The 17075-nt window shown below is 35.8% G+C and carries 13 protein-coding genes and 1 riboswitch; of the genes, 11 read left to right on the forward strand and 2 right to left on the reverse strand.

Annotated elements, in window-relative coordinates:
- Positions 1-158: 158 nt before the first annotated feature.
- From ccoS to N4A45_03050, 7 genes are all read left to right on the forward strand, one after another.
- Positions 159-326, forward strand: a complete 168-nt coding sequence (gene ccoS / locus N4A45_03020) for a cbb3-type cytochrome oxidase assembly protein CcoS (protein MCT4664189.1) — start codon at positions 159-161, stop codon at positions 324-326.
- Between the two features lie 5 nt (positions 327-331).
- A complete protein-coding gene (gene ccoN / locus N4A45_03025; protein ID MCT4664190.1) occupies positions 332-2473 on the forward strand; it encodes a cytochrome-c oxidase, cbb3-type subunit I in 2142 nt (713 codons plus the stop codon).
- Positions 2474-2482: 9 nt separating this feature from the next.
- Positions 2483-2647, forward strand: coding sequence for a CcoQ/FixQ family Cbb3-type cytochrome c oxidase assembly chaperone (locus tag N4A45_03030; protein MCT4664191.1), 165 nt, complete (start codon positions 2483-2485; stop codon positions 2645-2647).
- A 5-nt stretch (positions 2648-2652) separates the two neighbouring features.
- Complete coding sequence (locus tag N4A45_03035; GenBank protein ID MCT4664192.1) at positions 2653-3741, forward strand: MFS transporter; 1089 nt, start codon at positions 2653-2655, stop codon at positions 3739-3741.
- Positions 3742-3895: 154 nt separating this feature from the next.
- On the forward strand, positions 3896-5317 hold the full coding sequence (gene ccoG / locus N4A45_03040) for a cytochrome c oxidase accessory protein CcoG (GenBank protein ID MCT4664193.1): 1422 nt from the start codon (positions 3896-3898) through the stop codon (positions 5315-5317).
- Between the two features lie 4 nt (positions 5318-5321).
- Positions 5322-5762, forward strand: coding sequence for a FixH family protein (locus tag N4A45_03045; protein ID MCT4664194.1), 441 nt, complete (start codon positions 5322-5324; stop codon positions 5760-5762).
- Between the two features lie 80 nt (positions 5763-5842).
- Positions 5843-6553: a sulfite exporter TauE/SafE family protein gene (locus N4A45_03050; GenBank protein MCT4664195.1), complete on the forward strand. Its 711-nt coding sequence runs from the start codon at positions 5843-5845 to the stop codon at positions 6551-6553.
- A gap of 27 nt (positions 6554-6580) precedes the next feature.
- Here the strand turns inward: N4A45_03050 and N4A45_03055 are convergent, their stop codons facing one another.
- Together N4A45_03055 and N4A45_03060 are read right to left on the reverse strand one after the other, a co-directional pair.
- Positions 6581-6934, reverse strand: coding sequence for an MmcQ/YjbR family DNA-binding protein (locus tag N4A45_03055; GenBank protein ID MCT4664196.1), 354 nt, complete (start codon positions 6932-6934; stop codon positions 6581-6583).
- Positions 6935-7152: 218 nt separating this feature from the next.
- On the reverse strand, positions 7153-8898 hold the full coding sequence (locus N4A45_03060; protein ID MCT4664197.1) for a T9SS type A sorting domain-containing protein: 1746 nt from the start codon (positions 8896-8898) through the stop codon (positions 7153-7155).
- 130 nt (positions 8899-9028) lie between these two features.
- Positions 9029-9204, reverse strand: a riboswitch (cobalamin riboswitch).
- A gap of 156 nt (positions 9205-9360) precedes the next feature.
- Here N4A45_03060 and N4A45_03065 point away from each other — a divergent pair.
- The 4 genes from N4A45_03065 to N4A45_03080 are packed head-to-tail and all read left to right on the forward strand — an operon-like array spanning position 9361 to position 16882.
- Positions 9361-11601: a RelA/SpoT family protein gene (locus N4A45_03065; protein MCT4664198.1), complete on the forward strand. Its 2241-nt coding sequence runs from the start codon at positions 9361-9363 to the stop codon at positions 11599-11601.
- A 3-nt stretch (positions 11602-11604) separates the two neighbouring features.
- Positions 11605-12402, forward strand: coding sequence for a thymidylate synthase (locus tag N4A45_03070; GenBank protein ID MCT4664199.1), 798 nt, complete (start codon positions 11605-11607; stop codon positions 12400-12402).
- A complete protein-coding gene (locus N4A45_03075) occupies positions 12402-12926 on the forward strand; it encodes a dihydrofolate reductase (GenBank protein MCT4664200.1) in 525 nt (174 codons plus the stop codon). The genes N4A45_03070 and N4A45_03075 overlap by 1 nt, the downstream gene beginning before the upstream one ends.
- Positions 12927-12982: 56 nt before the next feature.
- On the forward strand, positions 12983-16882 hold the full coding sequence (locus N4A45_03080) for a T9SS type A sorting domain-containing protein (protein MCT4664201.1): 3900 nt from the start codon (positions 12983-12985) through the stop codon (positions 16880-16882).
- Positions 16883-17075 lie beyond the last annotated feature (193 nt).

The raw sequence follows: 17075 nt of genomic DNA on the forward strand, positions 1-17075 counted from the left end.
TTATATGGGGAAATTAAATATAAAACACTAATTTGCAATGTGTTTTAATCTGAATTTCAAAACATGATTTATATCATGTGTCATTGTGAGCTAGGTCATTTTGTAACTCAAATTAACGAACGACATTTGTCCTGTAAAATTATTAAAAAGGTGGTCTTATGGAAATAATTTATTTACTTATAGGTGTTAGCTTTATAGTAGCTGTTTTTTTCCTAGGCGTTTTCCTATGGTCAGTGAAGTCTGGTCAGTTTGAAGACGACTATACGCCATCTGTGCGTATTTTATTCGACGACAACAAGAAAAAACAAAAAACAATTAATCAATAAACTTTATGGCACTGGAGAAGTTTAGGTATGACAATACCATCGTCAAGAACTTTATGTTCGCCTCCATTTTTTGGGGAGTTATCGGTATGTTGGTTGGATTAGTGGTAGCTTTCCAATTCTACATTCCAGAATTAAACTTTGAAACACCCTGGTTGACATTTGGTCGTTTAAGACCAATACACACCAATGCGGTGATTTTTGCATTTGTAGGAAACTCCATTTTTGCAGGGGTTTATTACTCTATGCAACGACTTCTAAAGACTCCAATCTTTAGTATGGCTTTGGCAAAGATTCATTTTTGGTCTTGGCAAATTATGATTCTTCTTGCAGCACTTTCGCTGTTCTTAGGAATCACTACAAGTAAAGAATACGCCGAACTAGAATGGCCATTTGATATTGCCATTGCTCTTATTTGGGTGATCTTCGGTATTAACTTGATTGGATCCATTGTAAAAAGAAGAGAAAGACACCTTTACGTAGCTATTTGGTTCTATATCTCTACTTTTATTACAATTGCCGTATTACACATTGTAAATAGTTTTGAGCTTCCGGTAAGCTTTCTAAAATCTTACTCAGCATATTCTGGTGTACAAGATGCATTAGTACAGTGGTGGTATGGACACAATGCCGTAGCATTTTTCCTAACAACACCGATACTTGGTTTGATGTACTACTTCCTGCCAAAAGCAGCGAATAGACCTGTATTCTCATATAGACTTTCGATTATCCACTTCTGGGCATTGATTTTTATCTATATCTGGGCAGGACCACACCACTTGCTTTATACTGCACTTCCAGATTGGGCACAATCTTTAGGAACCGTATTTTCTATTATGCTTATTGCTCCATCTTGGGGAGGTATGCTAAATGGTCTTCTAACTCTTCGTGGAGCTTGGGATAGAGTAAGAGAAGACGCTGTACTTAAATTTATGGTAGTAGCCGTAACCGCTTATGGTATGTCTACACTAGAAGGACCGCTTCTTTCATTGAAAAACCTTAATGCAATTGCTCACTATACAGACTGGATTCCTGCTCACGTACACGTAGGTACTCTTGGATGGAATGGATTTATGGCTTTTGCTGTATTTTATTGGATGACTCCAAGAATCTACAACACTACCATGTGGTCTAAGAAACTGATGAATGTACACTTCTGGTTAGGAACTCTTGGAATTCTTTTCTGGGTACTTCCAATGTATTTTGCCGGATTTACACAGTCTTTGATGTGGAAACAGTTTGCCGCAGATGGATCTTTGGTTTACGGTAACTTCCTTGAAACCGTTACGCAAATTATTCCTATGTACATATTGCGTTCAGTAGGAGGTACATTATACTTTGCAGGATTGATCGTATTCGTTGTGAATATCATTAAAACAGTAAAACAAGGAACACTCGTACCTTACGAAGAAGCTGAAGCTCCAGCAATGGAGAAAAAGTATAAGAAACACAAAGGAGAACACTGGCACAGAGTATTAGAGCGTATGCCAAATACCTTTACCATTCTTGCTACAGTAGCCATCTTAATTGGAGGTTTAGTAGAAATTGTACCAATGCTTACTGTTGATTCAAATATTCCAAAAATTGAATCAGTGAAACCTTATACTCCACTTGAACTAGAAGGTCGTGACTTGTATATCAAAGAAGGATGTAATAACTGTCACTCGCAAATGGTAAGACCTTTCCGTTCTGAAACTGAAAGATATGGAGAATACTCAAAAGCTGGTGAATATGTGTATGACCATCCACACCTTTGGGGGTCTAAAAGAACAGGACCAGACTTACACCGTGTGGGTGGAAAATACGGAAACCTATGGCATTATAAGCACATGCTAGAACCAGAGATTATGTCATCAAACTCTATCATGCCTCCATACCCATGGATGTTTGAAAATAATTATGACAAGTCTCAAACTGAAGCCAAAATGAAAACTTTGGTAAAACTAGGAGTTCCTTATACGGATAAAGAAATAGAAAAAGCATCTGACGTACGTGAAAAACAAGCAATGGCAATTGCCAAAGACTTGATGACAAGTGCCGATGTAAAAGAGACTTTTGAATCTGTTGAGGAATTAAAAGATAAACAAATTGTTGCCCTAATCGCTTATTTACAACGTTTAGGAACCGACATCAAAACGGATAAAAAATAATCATTAGCCATGATGAAATTTATCAAACAACATATGGAGACCATGGATGGGGTAGAAATCTACCCTATCATCTCCATATTAATCTTCTTCACCTTCTTCGTAGGCGTTGGGATATATGCAGTACGAGCAAGAAAGAAGCATGTGGATAAAATGAGTAATCTCCCTTTAGAATAAACGACATGAAAACATATACATTAATCTTTAGCCTATTGATGGGAACTACAATAGCCAGCGCAGCAGACTTTAGCTCGGCTTCAAACCCATACTTTATCATCGCCATTTTACTATTTGTAATCTTAATAGGACTGGCTATGATACTACCTACGGTAATTAAATCTCTTGCAAGACAGGTAAGAGAAAAAAAGAAAAGTGCTTTGCTTGCATTAATCACCCTTGGAGCTGGAGCAGAAAGTTTCGCCTCTGGAGAATTAGTAGATTCAAGCCTTATCCAAGATCTTGATGCACCTGCGGTAATGCTTATTATTGCAGCAATTGTATTGGCAGCTACTTTTATTACGATGTTTAAAACAATCTTCAAGCTTACCAATTTCCTTAAAACGGATGAGGAATTAGCAAAAGAAGGTGAGGATTCTGCAATCTCTTCTTTAATGAAAATAGCTACAGACAATGTACCTTTGGATAAAGAAGATGACATTCTGTTGGATCATGAATATGATGGAATTAAAGAACTGGATAACAATCTACCACCATGGTGGGTTGCCTTCTTCTATATTACTATTGTTTTTGCAGTAGTTTATATCTTCCAGATGCACATTAGTAATTCTATGCCACACATGGCAGATGAATACAACAATGAAATTGCTGCAGCAGAAGAAGCTTTAAACAAATTCAAAGAGTCTAGCACAAACTTTATTGATGAGAACAATGTAGTTCTTCTAGATGATGCTGCGAGCAGAGAAATAGGTAAAAAACTTTATCAAGCTTCTTGTGCCGCCTGTCATGGAAACGAAGGACAAGGTCTTGTAGGTCCAAACTTTACAGATAACTACTGGATTCATGGTGGAAGCGTAAAAGATGTGTTCTCTACTATCAAATACGGTGTACCAGACAAAGGAATGATTGCTTGGAAATCACAACTTAAAGGACCTCAAATGCAAAAGATTGCTTCTTATATTCTATTGGATTTGGTAGGTACGACACCTGCAAACCCAAAAGCTGCTGAAGGAGAACTTTATGTACCTGAAACTGAAGAAGCACCTGCTGCTTCAGAAGAAACTCCTGCAGAGGAAACTCCTGCAGCAGAATAAATTAAATGGAAATTTAAACCACAAAAAGTCGGGCTTATCCCATCATAAGACCATACCACCCATAACTTTGTTATTACTTCTTTAGGTAGCCCGACTTTTTTCCACTGAATACCAACCACCGAAGCTCATATTGCTTCAACACACAGAAACAACCATGGCCGAGTTCGATTACGACAAAGAGGCTTACAGAGACACCATTGCCACTGTGGGCGAAGATGGGAAAAGAAAATTTATCTATCCCAAAAAACCAAAAGGTAGTTATTACAATAAAAGAACCTACCTTTCTTATTTACTACTCATCCTATTATTTGGATTACCTTTTTTAAAAATTGGAGGAGAACCTTTGTTCTTATTCAATATCATAGAAAGAAAATTTATTGTCTTTGGTCTTATTTTTAGACCACAAGATTTTTTTGTATTTGTACTTTCTGCCATCACAGCCATTGTAGGAATCATCGTATTTACCGTTGGTTTTGGACGAATTTGGTGCGGGTGGCTCTGTCCGCAAACTATTTTTATGGAAATGCTTTTCAGAAAAATAGAATATTGGATAGATGGAGACTTTGGGAAACAAAAAAAACTTGCTAAACAAAAATGGGACGGTGAGAAATTTCGGAAAAGAGCCTTGAAATTTGGAATTTTCTGGATTCTCTCATTCTTGATCGCTCATACATTCTTGAGCTATATCATTGGTGTAGATGAAGTGCTAACTGTAGTCACTAGCCCAGTGAATGAAAACCTTGTAGGATTTATCGCACTCCTTGCCTTTACCTTTATCTTCTTTGGAGTATTCTGGTATTTTAGAGAACAAGCGTGTATTGCCGTTTGTCCTTATGGAAGATTGCAAGGTGTATTGTTAGATAAAAAATCTATTCAAGTTTCTTATGATTATGTAAGAGGTGAGAATCGAGGAAGATATCGTAAAAAAGAAGACCGAAAGGAGCTCGGAAAAGGAGATTGTATAGATTGTGGACTCTGTATTGCTGTATGCCCAACGGGGATTGATATCAGAAATGGATCACAAATGGAGTGTGTAAACTGTACAGCCTGTATGGATGCCTGTGATTCCGTTATGGAGAAAGTAAACCTTCCTAAGGGACTCATTCGCTACGCTTCAGATGAAATGATTAAAGAAAGTAAGCCATTTACTTTTAACAAACGACTAAAGGCTTATGCCTTGGTTTTAATACTCTTGATCACTTCGGTAACTACTTACCTTGTTACAAGGTCTGATGTAGAAGCTATTATCTTAAGAATGCCAGGAGCCAATTATAAAAAAGTAGATACACGAATTATGAATGTGTATAACTATAAATTGGTAAACAAGTCTCATGACAACATGAAGTTGAGTTTTGAATTACTCTCACATGATGGAGAAGTTGTAGTTGCAGGAAATCAAGAAGGGATCGTTCCTGTAGATGATCAAGGTATTGCTGAAGGATCATTATTCATCTATATTCCTAGAAATCAAACAGATTCTAAAAAGACTAAAATCCGATTATCTTTGAAAAATGGAGAAGAGGAAGTAGATCGATTGACGGTGTATTTTAGTTCTCCTTTCAAAACAAAAAAATAAGATTATGAAAATCAATTGGGGAACAGGAATCGTAATAACCTTCGTGATCTTTGCAGGATTACTTACATGGGCAGTTGTGGAGAGTTTTCAAGCCGATCATCACCTTGTAGATGATGATTATTATGAAGCAGAGCTCAAGTATGGAAACAGAATGGAAGAAATTAAACGCGTGAATAAACTGGGTGCCGAATTTAGCATCAAAGAATCTGCTGATTTAATTACCATTCAATTTCCTACAAACTGGAACATCAATAAACTAACAGGAAATGTACACATGTACAAACCTGACAATGAAAGACTCGATAAAAAATATGATCTAAAACTCAATGAAGCATCGAGGTTTTTAATTTCCAAAGAGCAATTTAAATCTGGTAAATGGAAACTCATTCTTCATTGGGAATACGAAGCGAAAACATATCATAAAGAGGAAACTTTGTTTTTATAAAATGTATTTCTTTATACTAAATTCCCCCAATCATCGGGGGAATTTGGTTCCTAAAAAGATAACCACAGCCCATTTCAAAAATGTTACCACTTCTATTATCGGCATTGTCATTAGGATTTCTCTCTAGCTTTCACTGCGTAGGAATGTGTGGACCTTTGGCATTAGCACTTCCATTAGACCGGAGTTCTAAATCTAAAATTCTATCGGGTATTTTTATCTACCATTTTGGAAAAGCCACTACTTACGGTTTACTAGGTATCCTTATCGCTTTTATGGGCGCGTATTTTCCTATACATATTAGCCAGCAAAGACTCACGGTAATCAGTGGTGTTTTCTTTATACTTATCGCAATTTACCCTTGGTTGAACTCCAAGAACTCATGGATTCAAAAAAGTGTCCTTAAGATATTAAGCCCTTTTCAGAAAGAACTTGCCAGTCAGCTTAAAAAAAGAAGAAAATCTGCCCTTTTGGGAATCGGATTTCTCAATGGATTTTTACCTTGTAGTATGGTGTATCTAGCACTTGCCGTAGTATTACAATTAAACACTTGGTGGCTATCATTTGGTTTTATGTATGTTTTTGCATTAGGAACGCTACCTGCAATGGTGAGTTTTCAATACTTCGGGGTGCAAATGAGTGGAACTTGGCGTTTTAGAATTCAAAAAATATTACCTTATCTATTGATTATTACAGGTATATTGCTCATATTAAGAGGAATGAATCTTGATATTCCTTATATCAGTCCTTCAAATGGTGCGTTAAACACCTTAACTCCTGAAGCTTGTGATTAGGGATACTGATTAAATTTAAATCAGATTTTATGTTCCTAAAATTTCTTTTTGCTTTTTCTTTGAAAGACCATTGAGCACCAAGCAATAAGAATCTGAGATCCAATCTTTCAGTAGGTGTTTTGGAATAGACCCGTCTGTTTTTACGGTATTCCAATGTTTTTTACTCATGTGATAACCTGGTAATACTGCCGCGTATTTTTCCCTTAATTCTATTGCTTTTTCGGGGTCACATTTAACATTAAAACTATCATTTTTTTCGATATTGATTAGGCAAAACATTTTCCCACCAACCTTAAAAACCAAAACATCTGGTCCAAAAGGCATTTCTTCAGTCGCTTTAGGAAGGGAAAGACAAAATTCTCTGAGTTCTAAAATATCCATATACAAAAATACAATTTATCCATTTCTAATGTTCATTAGATCAAAAGTGGTATCATTTCAAATTCCGAAATTTTATATAAAGAGTGTTGCACGGTATTATTACCAAATGAAATTCAATAAAAAAGCCCAACAATAATTGCTGAGCTTTCTTTGTATATAAAAAGATTATCCTCCATTAAGAATGGATATTCTCAAGGATTTTTCTGTCAAGTATTTATTTACTGAATGATCATTTTTTTACGGAAGTAATTACCCAAATCATCAGAGAATTGAACAATATAAATCCCAGCAGATAGTTTACGGACATCAACTGTTTTATTGAGCTCTGCATTCATTGAAAACTTTTGCTGGATTCGCCCCCTTAAATCATAAATCACTCCTTTTTGGTATACATCATTATTCATTTCGATATGCAAGAAATGAGTTACTGGATTTGGGTATATACGAATATTTTCACCACTGAGTTCTTCTATATCCGTTTCATTACATATTACTAAAACTGGTTGGTTTTGTGTTGTAGAATTTCCATTACCATCAGCATAAGTCCATAGAATATCCTTCACACCAGCGGTAGTGTACATTAATGAGCTATTTGTTGTAGCGGTCACAGAATCTACACAATTATCCAATGCCATTGGTTTAAAATCAATTTGCTCATCACACGATACCTTAATCGTATCTAAAACAGAAATAGTAGGCACAGGAGGTATTGTATCTTTAACAATAACAGATTGCGTTTGACTCATACTCGCACTTCCATTACTATAGGTCCATGTAACTGTATAATTTCCTTGAGAAGTATAAGAAATAGGATCTGTTGTAGTTGCTGTAATAACACCAGAGTTTGCTGTAGGTGCTGTTAATTGTACTGAGCATTGACCGCTTACAAGTGCTAAACTATCTAGATCTGGCACTATGCTCAATGATTGATCAAATGTTTTCAAAATACATTTATTAGGAATCGCACAATTAGGGATAGAGCCTGTTTCAATAATTGAATAAGTACTTCCATCCACTACTTGATAATGCCCTGGTGCAGAAAATGTATTCGCAGAACAAATAACAAAATCTCCAGAATTGGTATCTATATCAAATGAGCGTCCGTAAGCGAATGAATAGCTTGCACCAGGTAAAGTACTGGTAAAAACCTCAGACAATGGCAAGCTCCCAGGAGTATTGATATTATAGAGATACATTTTTTTGCTAGAAGACCAGAAATAAAGTTTTTGATTGTAGAGTCTTAATAATTTAGTAGAACTAATTCCCGTATTGATTATCGTTCCCAATGCAAAACTATTAGCTATATCAATAGATTGTAATTTTCCACTGCCATTAAGAATCCAAATTTTATTACCAATTTGATCATAAACCATCCCTTTAATATTTCCTAATGAAAGATTGATAACTCCTGTAACGGCATTAGTTGAAGTGTCCACCTTAACAATGTTTTGCCCCATAGCCACGTATAAAACACCATTGATGTGCTCCATAAAGCTTGAAGAAGAACTAATTTTATTGGTAGGATCACTTACTGTTGACCAAGTATTATTGGCAAGATTAATTACCTGTAAATCCCCTGGATTTCCCATACTAACATAAGCTTTGGTAGGGCTTACGAATTTCAATGTTTGAGGTGCATTTGAGGTCGTAAAAGTATGAACTTCATTAAGCGAAGGATAATCGGCAATTACAACTCGGCAATTACTTCCTGGTTTTTCAGCAATAATGGCCTTATTTCCAAGCACCACAAAATCTTGCAGGACATTAAAACCAGTTGTTGAGTTTGCTGTTTGGTAAACACCGCTAGAAGTAGTTGGAGGTGAAACCGTTGTGTTTCTTCTAAAAACGTCTCCGTTCGTTGTTCCAAAATTACCCTCTGCAATTAAATCGAGAGTAAATGTCGTTTGAGCAAATGATGTTGCAACCATCAGCCAAGTAAATAAAACAGTAATTTGTTTTTTCATTTTATTAGATTTTTACGTTAATAAAATGGAAAATAAAGGAAGAGAGTGCCTATTAAAAATAAGCCCTATCATTCAACTTTTTCTCCGAAAGTGAACTTAAAATAGTTAGCTTAATAATCTAGAAGTTCTAATTAAACTAACACACTTGGGCAGGTCTCCTGACTTTGTCCATTAATTTACCTTCCCATCAAGTTTTGACAGTGGTACTCAAATTAAATACAGACATTACAGTTGCGGGAACAGTCCTTGAATTTCACAAGATTCCCTATTAATTCATTAAATGAAACCAAAATGCTGGGCAAAAGTAGTCTTTAACCATATATAATGTTCTTTTTTTATAAAAATAATAAGGTTTTTATTTTGCCGTCCCTCTTTTTTACACTTTGAAAACAGTCGTTTTTTTGATAATTTTACCTAAAGTCGTATTAAATTACATAAGAGAATCTTAGTTTGCATTAATATATGTTTTCAGAAAATACCGTTTACACACCAGAGAATATTAAGGAGATAGAACAAGCATATAATAAAATGCTTGGAACCATCCAGAAAGAATTATCAAAAGCTGATAAAATTCTTGTAGGAAAAGCCTATGAAGTAGCACTCAAAGCACACCGTTTTCAGAGCAGAAAAAGTGGTGAGCCCTATATTATGCACCCCATTGCTGTTGCTAGAATTGTATCCGAAGATATAGGTTTAGGTCCTGTTTCTGTTGCAGCGGCTCTCATTCATGATGTTGTGGAGGATTCCGATGAGTATAGTATTGTGGATATTGAAGTTATTTTTGGAAGAAAGATTGCTAATATCATTGATGGGCTTACCAAAATCCCTAAGATTGAAGGAGAAGACATTTCTCACGAAGCTCGAAATATTCGAAAGATTCTTATTACCCTATCAGAAGATCCGAGAATTGTTTTTATCAAACTTGCCGACAGATTGCACAATATGCGAACGATGGGTGCCCAAAAACCCGCTTCTCAAAAACGTATTTCTCTCATTACCCAATATGTCTTTATTCCTTTGGCGCACAGAATGGGATTATACTCGGTAAAATCTGAACTGGAAGACCTTTGTTTAAAATATATTGAACCTGAGATTTACAATTCCATCAAGGAAAAAATCAACAAGACCAAGCAAGAACGCAATGCGGATATCGAGGAAGTGATCAAAACGGTGTATCCAGGAATGGTCGCTCGAGGAATCACTTGCCTGATAAAAGGAAGAGCCAAATCGATCTCTGGAATCTATCAAAAAATGCAACGTCAAAATGTAGATTTTGAAGAAGTATATGATCAATTAGCCATTAGGGTGATCATTGATATGGCTGAAAGTCCTAGATATAATAACGACCCTACTCTAGCCTGTTTTGCTGCTTTCACAGCGGTATCAGATTATTACAGACCTAGCGGAAAGCGTTTCCGAAATTTTGTAGTCAATCCAAAATCAAATGGATATCAATCACTTCACGAAACCTTTTCTACACCTGATGGAAAATGGGTGGAAGTGCAGATACGAACCATCGAAATGGATGAAATTGCTGAAAAAGGACTTGCCTCTCACTGGAGTTATAAAGAAACGCAAAGTAATCAACAGGAGAAAGAAAATAAAAATATCAATCTTTGGTATAACAAAATAAGAGAACATCTAGAAAATCCTGAAAGAGATGCAGGAGAATTTTTAGATGATATAAAATACAGTCTTTACTCTAAAGAAATAACCGTTTTTTCACCAAAAGGTGATGTAGTCATTTTGCCAAAAGGTGCATCGGTCTTAGATTTTGCTTTTGAAATTCACACAGAACTAGGTGCAAAATGCACGGGTGCAAAAATCAATGGAAAGATGGTTTCTTTTCGTCATGAACTGCAAAATGGAGATGTAATAGAAATTCTAAAATCGGAAAATCAAATCCCTAAAGCGGATTGGCTGAATCTCGTAAAAACTTCCAAAGCAAGAAATAAAATAAAGCAGTCGCTAAATGCTACTAAAAAGCAAACAGCTACCTATGGAAAAGAGATTTTACAAAGAAAACTCAAGGCATTAAAAATTGATTTTAATGATCGAGAATTACAAAAGATTCAAAATTTCTTTAAACTCAAAACAAGTCATGATCTTTTTTACAAAATTGGGACTAATGAAATAGACAATAAAGCCCTTAGAAAATTTAAAGATGATCAAAACCAAGGTTTTGTAGGCTTTATTAGAAAAAAACTAAGAAAAGAAGATAAAAAAGGACTTCCTACTCCTCAAACGTTTGAAAAACCTATTCTACAGTTTGGAGATAATCAATCTCAAGTAGAGTTTACCCTTTCTCCCTGTTGTAACCCTGTGCCTGGCGATGCTGTTTTTGGGGTAACAAGAACCAATGGTGGAATGAAAGTCCATAAGTATACTTGCCCCAATGCCAAAGATATACAAGCTCGTTTTTCGCATAAAATACGAAAAGCTGAATGGATAGAAGGTGCTTACTCAAAATTCAGGGCAGAATTAGAAATCAACGGAGTGGATAGAGATGGAATTGCTCATGAAGTGGGAGCCGTAGTTTTCGAGACAAAAAATGTAACTTTGCAACGTATTCATATTTGGGAAGATCATGGTATTTTCAGAGGAAAAATTGCCTTTGAAGTTAGTGCGCAAGGAGTTCTTGATGAGCTCATTGCTACCATCAAAAAAGTGAATGGAGTAAAGTCTGTAATTCGAAAAAAATAAGAAATGAAAGCCTATTTAGAACTGATAGAACGAATATTAAGCGAAGGAGTAGATAAAGAAGACCGAACAGGAACGGGAACTCGAAGTGTTTTTGGGCATCAAATGCGTTTTGACTTACAAGAGGGTTTTCCTTTAGTAACTACAAAAAAACTTCATTTAAGATCCATTATTCATGAACTTCTTTGGTTTCTAAAAGGAGATACTAATATCGCTTACTTAAAAGAAAACAAAGTGAGAATATGGGACGAATGGGCAGATGAAAACGGAGATTTAGGTCCCGTTTACGGAAAACAATGGCGTTGCTGGACTACCCAAAATCAATCACAAACAATTGACCAAATAAGTCAAGCTGTGGAAATGATCAAAAAAAATCCAGACTCACGAAGAATTATTGTTTCGGCATGGAACCCTAGTGATTTACCAGAAATGGCTTTAGCTCCTTGTCATGCACTTTTTCAGTTTTATGTAGCCAATGGAAAGCTCTCTTGTCAGCTCTATCAACGTAGTGCCGATGTGTTTTTGGGAGTGCCTTTTAATATCGCCTCCTATGCCCTACTTACCATGATGATGGCTCAAGTTTGTGGATTAGAAGCTGGGGAATTTGTACACACATTTGGAGACGCTCATATATACAATAACCACATGGATCAAGTGAAGCTTCAACTTAGCAGAACACCCAAAAAGCACCCTATAATGAAGCTAAATCCAGAAATAAAAGATATTTTCGGATTCACCTATGAAGATTTTCAATTGGAAGACTATGAAAGTTATCCACATATAAAAGGAGCCGTATCAGTATAATGAAAGTAAAAATTATTGTTGCAGTTGATCAAGAGTTTGGAATAGGAAAAGACAATGACCTCATGTGGCATTTGCCAGAGGATATGCGATTTTTCAAAGAAACTACTTCGGGTCAGATTATCATTTCAGGGAGGAAAAATTATATTTCGATCCCCGAAAAATTTCGTCCTTTACCCAATAGAGAAAATATTGTTTTAACCCGAGATAAAAACTTCCAAGAAAAACATCCTCAGTTATTTATTGCAAATAGCTGGGAAAATGTGAACAATTTTGTCAATCAACTTATTGCCAAAAATCCAAAAGAAGTATATATCATTGGAGGAGGAGAAATTTATCGCCAAGCCTTGGATTTATTAGAGGTAGAAGAAATGTGGATTACCCATGTTCATCATACTTTTTCGGCTGAAGTATTCTTTCCAGAAATCGATCATAATCGATGGCAGAAAGTATCAGAAAGTCATTTTCCTGAGAAGGAAAAAAGAGCTTATAGCTTCAGTATCTGCAAATACATTCCAAGAAAATAATGTTTGGCTGAAATGTTTTTAGTACTTTTATCTTTTTAGCTTTAATGACCGTTCAGATGAAGAAATTCTTATCCCTTTCAATTGTAGGTTTTGTTTTATTTTTTAGCACATTGGCGAAAGCCAATGAACTCACAAATTTCCAAGCGGAAGCACTTTCTATACAATCTTGCTTTTTTGCCGAAGGAAATTCCTTTGAGCCCATGATGATGGCTGTACCTGCTACCAATTTTTCGGCAAGTCAAACAACCATTTGTGAAGGGCAAACTGTGAGTTTTACCGATGTATCTGCAGGAAGCCCAACCGCATGGAGCTGGGTTTTTAATGGAGGTACTCCTGCTTTTTCTAATCAACAAAACCCTGTTGTAACTTATGAAAACGCTGGAAACTATCCCGTTATATTAATTGCCTCTAATAATGATGGAGCCGATACCTTGGTTATTGCGAATTTTATAGCAGTTCACACTTTCCCCGAAGTTGATTTTGCACTCACACAAAACGGTCTTTGTGGAGATTCAGCAATTTTGGCTTTCACAAATCTTGATACCAACTTTACCTTAGAAATTAAAAACAATGCAGGTAATGTTATTAGTACAGATACTTTAACTACTATAAAAACTTCTGGAAACTACACCTATGAAGTAACCAATACTTTTGGGTGTACCACAGATTCCAGCTTTTTTATTACAGTAAATGACATAGAGATTACAGAAACTCTTGGACAATTAGCCTGTGGAAACGACACCAACGGAAGTATTACTTTAGCATTAGCTGGAGGACAAGGCCCTCTTACTGTAGCATGGACGGATACTAACTTAACAGGAACTTCGTTAATCAATTTGCCAGAAGGAAATTATACCGTTACAGTTACCGATACTAACAACTGCCAGAAAACAGAAACTTATACAATAGTAGGGGCAAATCCAACACCAAGCTTTAACCCAACAATTAGTAATAATAATGTTTGTGCAGATTCTGCAACATTACTTCTGAGTAATTTAGATTCCGTTTATACCGTAAGCATTACGAATGAAGCAGGTGTGCAAGTTTCATCGGATAGTATTTTTCATTTTCACACAAGTGGGACTTTTTCTTATGAAGTAACAGACACTAGCGGATGTAAAGTGGATTCTACTTTTAGTATTATCGTTAATGATATAGAAATCACACAAGCCGATCTTACACACAATAATTGTTCGAATACAGAAAATGGAATCATTGATCTTACCCTAGCAGGAGGTCAAGGACCGCTCACAATTGTGTGGTCAGATGCTAGTCTATCAGGAAATACCATAGACTCTCTTGCAGAAGGACAATATATCGTGACCATTTCAGATACCATTGGATGTAGTATTACAGATACTTTTATGATTAATACTCTTAATGGTGTGCCTGGTGTAGATTTCAATATCAACCAGAATGGACTGTGTGGAGATTCTGCAATACTTTCATTCGCTAACCTTGACACTACTTATAACGTGAGTTTCTTTGATTCACTCGATAATGTAATAGGAACCGATACCATTCAAATAGTTAAAAACAGTGGAATGTATCATTTTGAGGTAACCGACACCAATGGATGTATCACAGACAGTACTTTTCAGATTTTTGTAAATGATATCGAAATAGTTTCTGATGTCAAACAAATAACATGTTTTGGAGGAAACGACGGAGCCATAAATATTTCTATAAATGGTGGTCAACCTCCATTTACCTTTACTTGGGCAGATCCTGCACTTATAGGAGACACCATCACAGGATTGGATACCGGAATGTACCATTTAACAGTTCAAGATCAAAACGGATGTCAAAGAACAGATTCTTTCCATCTTGTACACCTCAATGAACTGCCCACTGCCGATTTTACAATTCAGCAAAATACACTTTGTGAAGATTCTGTTTTAGTATTCTTTACGAATGTAGACCTTACCACTAATATTACTATTAGAGATACCGCAAATAATGTTGTAGGTGGCGGATTATTCAGTCATTTAAACCAATCTGGAGAATATACTTATACGCTCACAGATACAAATGGTTGTACTTTTGACTCTACCTTTTCTGTGGTTATGAATGATATTCAGATAATGGATTCATTAGTACATAATAACTGTTTGAACACTGCTACAGGTGAAATTCATTTAAGCTTTGAAGGAGGACAAGGTCCCTTAACCGTTGCTTGGGATGAAGTTCCTGCAACAACTCCAACAATTTCAGGCTTAGCAGCAGGTGTTTACCATGTGACCGTTACAGATACCAATAACTGTTCTAGAGTCGATAGTTTTGAAATTCTTACCAATTTTGGACTACCAGTAGTAGATTTCTATATTCTGAATGATTCATCTTGTGCGGATTCTGTAGAAGTAGGATTTAATAATATAGATACCTCTTATACGGTTGAAATATTTGATCAAAATGGGTTGCCTGTAGGTGATACTAGCCAAGTATTCATTCATAGTTCAGGGAATTTCAACTATGTCATTACAGATACAAACGGGTGTTCTATCGATAGTAATTTTACGGTTCTAATGAATGACCTACAGCTTAATGCAACAACCGTAAATGCAACCTGTGAAGGAATTCCGAACGGATCTGTAAGTGTGAATCCTACAGGAGGATCAGGTGACTATATTTTTAGCTGGGCAGATACTACAATTACTTCAAATTCAATGACAAATCTGGAACCTGGAAACTATATTGTTACGGTAACAGACACTATACAAAATTGCTCACTCACAGATACCATTGTTCTTAGTGCAGACCAAGTAATGAGTATTCAACTTTATACAGACCACGGAACGTGTGCAGGAGTAAATGACGGATCTGCATTCTTACAGATTCTCAGTGGAATTGCCCCTTTTGATATCAACTGGAGTTTTACAATTAATCCAAGTGATACTTTGGATGGAATAGTACCCGCAGGAAATCATTCTGTTACAATTACCTCTGCAGTAGGATGTACTAAAACGATTCCTTTTACCATTTTGGATGGTGCCGATATCGACATTCAAATTACAAAAGATGATGTTTATTGTGCTGGAGATTCTAATGGATACATCAAGGCGGTAGCTTCTGGAGGAACGGCACCTTATACTTACCTATGGAGTAATAATTTAGGAACAAATAGTGAATTACACAATTTGAAAGCTGGATCTTACACCCTAGAAGTGAGAGATTCTAATAACTGTGTGGAATATGCAACTGTAGATATTATAGAAGAATCTGTTATAGACATTCAGGCAAATATAACTGAAGAAAAATGTAGCTATACAAACGACGGAAGAATTGAACTGACACTTTCTGGAGGTGTTGGCCCCTATACCGTAGAATGGCTGGATACAAATATTACAGGATTAGTTCTAGACAGTATTGCTGGTGGTGTTTATAATGTAAAAGTAACAGGAAGTGATGGCTGTAAAATGTTTGATGCCATAAATGTACCAATCACCTACCCTATTTCGGCATCTTATATTCCATCTGATACGGTGCTGTATTTAGATTGGAACTCTACCGTAAACTTCACCAATAACACATCAGGAGCTTTGTCTTATTCATGGAGCTTTGGAAATGGCGACTTTAGTACCGAAGTAAATCCTACTTATAAGTACACAGACCATGGAACTTATTATGTAACACTTACAGCATTCCATGGACCTTGTGAAGATGTCTTTACCAAAAAGATTATCGTAAGACCTAATATTGGAGTTAAAGAACAAGTTCTCATAAACTTTGAAGTATATCCGAATCCAACAAAAAATATTTTTACGATTGATTTGGCAGAAGATTACCCAGAAGTGAATATGGAGCTTTATGATATTCTTGGAAAAAAGATCTTAGAAAGAAAACTCACCGAAAAATCTAATGAAATAGCAATACCTAGCTTGGAATCAGGAACATATATTATCAGACTTATGTCTGCTGACGGAAAAATTCAACAAAAGAAGTTGATTGTTCAATAATTGATTTCTTAGAAATTTCATAAAAAACCCCGTAAGATTGTTGAATCAATAATCTTACGGGGTTTTGTTGTTCTTGTAAAAATGTTTAATTTGGAGTGTTTATCAAAGCATTCAGCCGTTGTTTCATCTATCAAAAAAAGATAACAAATAGATATTTGGAGTACTTTGACTAAAATAAATACATGACCTAAAC

The sequence above is a fragment of the Flavobacteriales bacterium genome (genome assembly GCA_025210805.1).
GTDB lineage: Bacteria > Bacteroidota > Bacteroidia > Flavobacteriales > CAJXXR01 > JAOAQX01.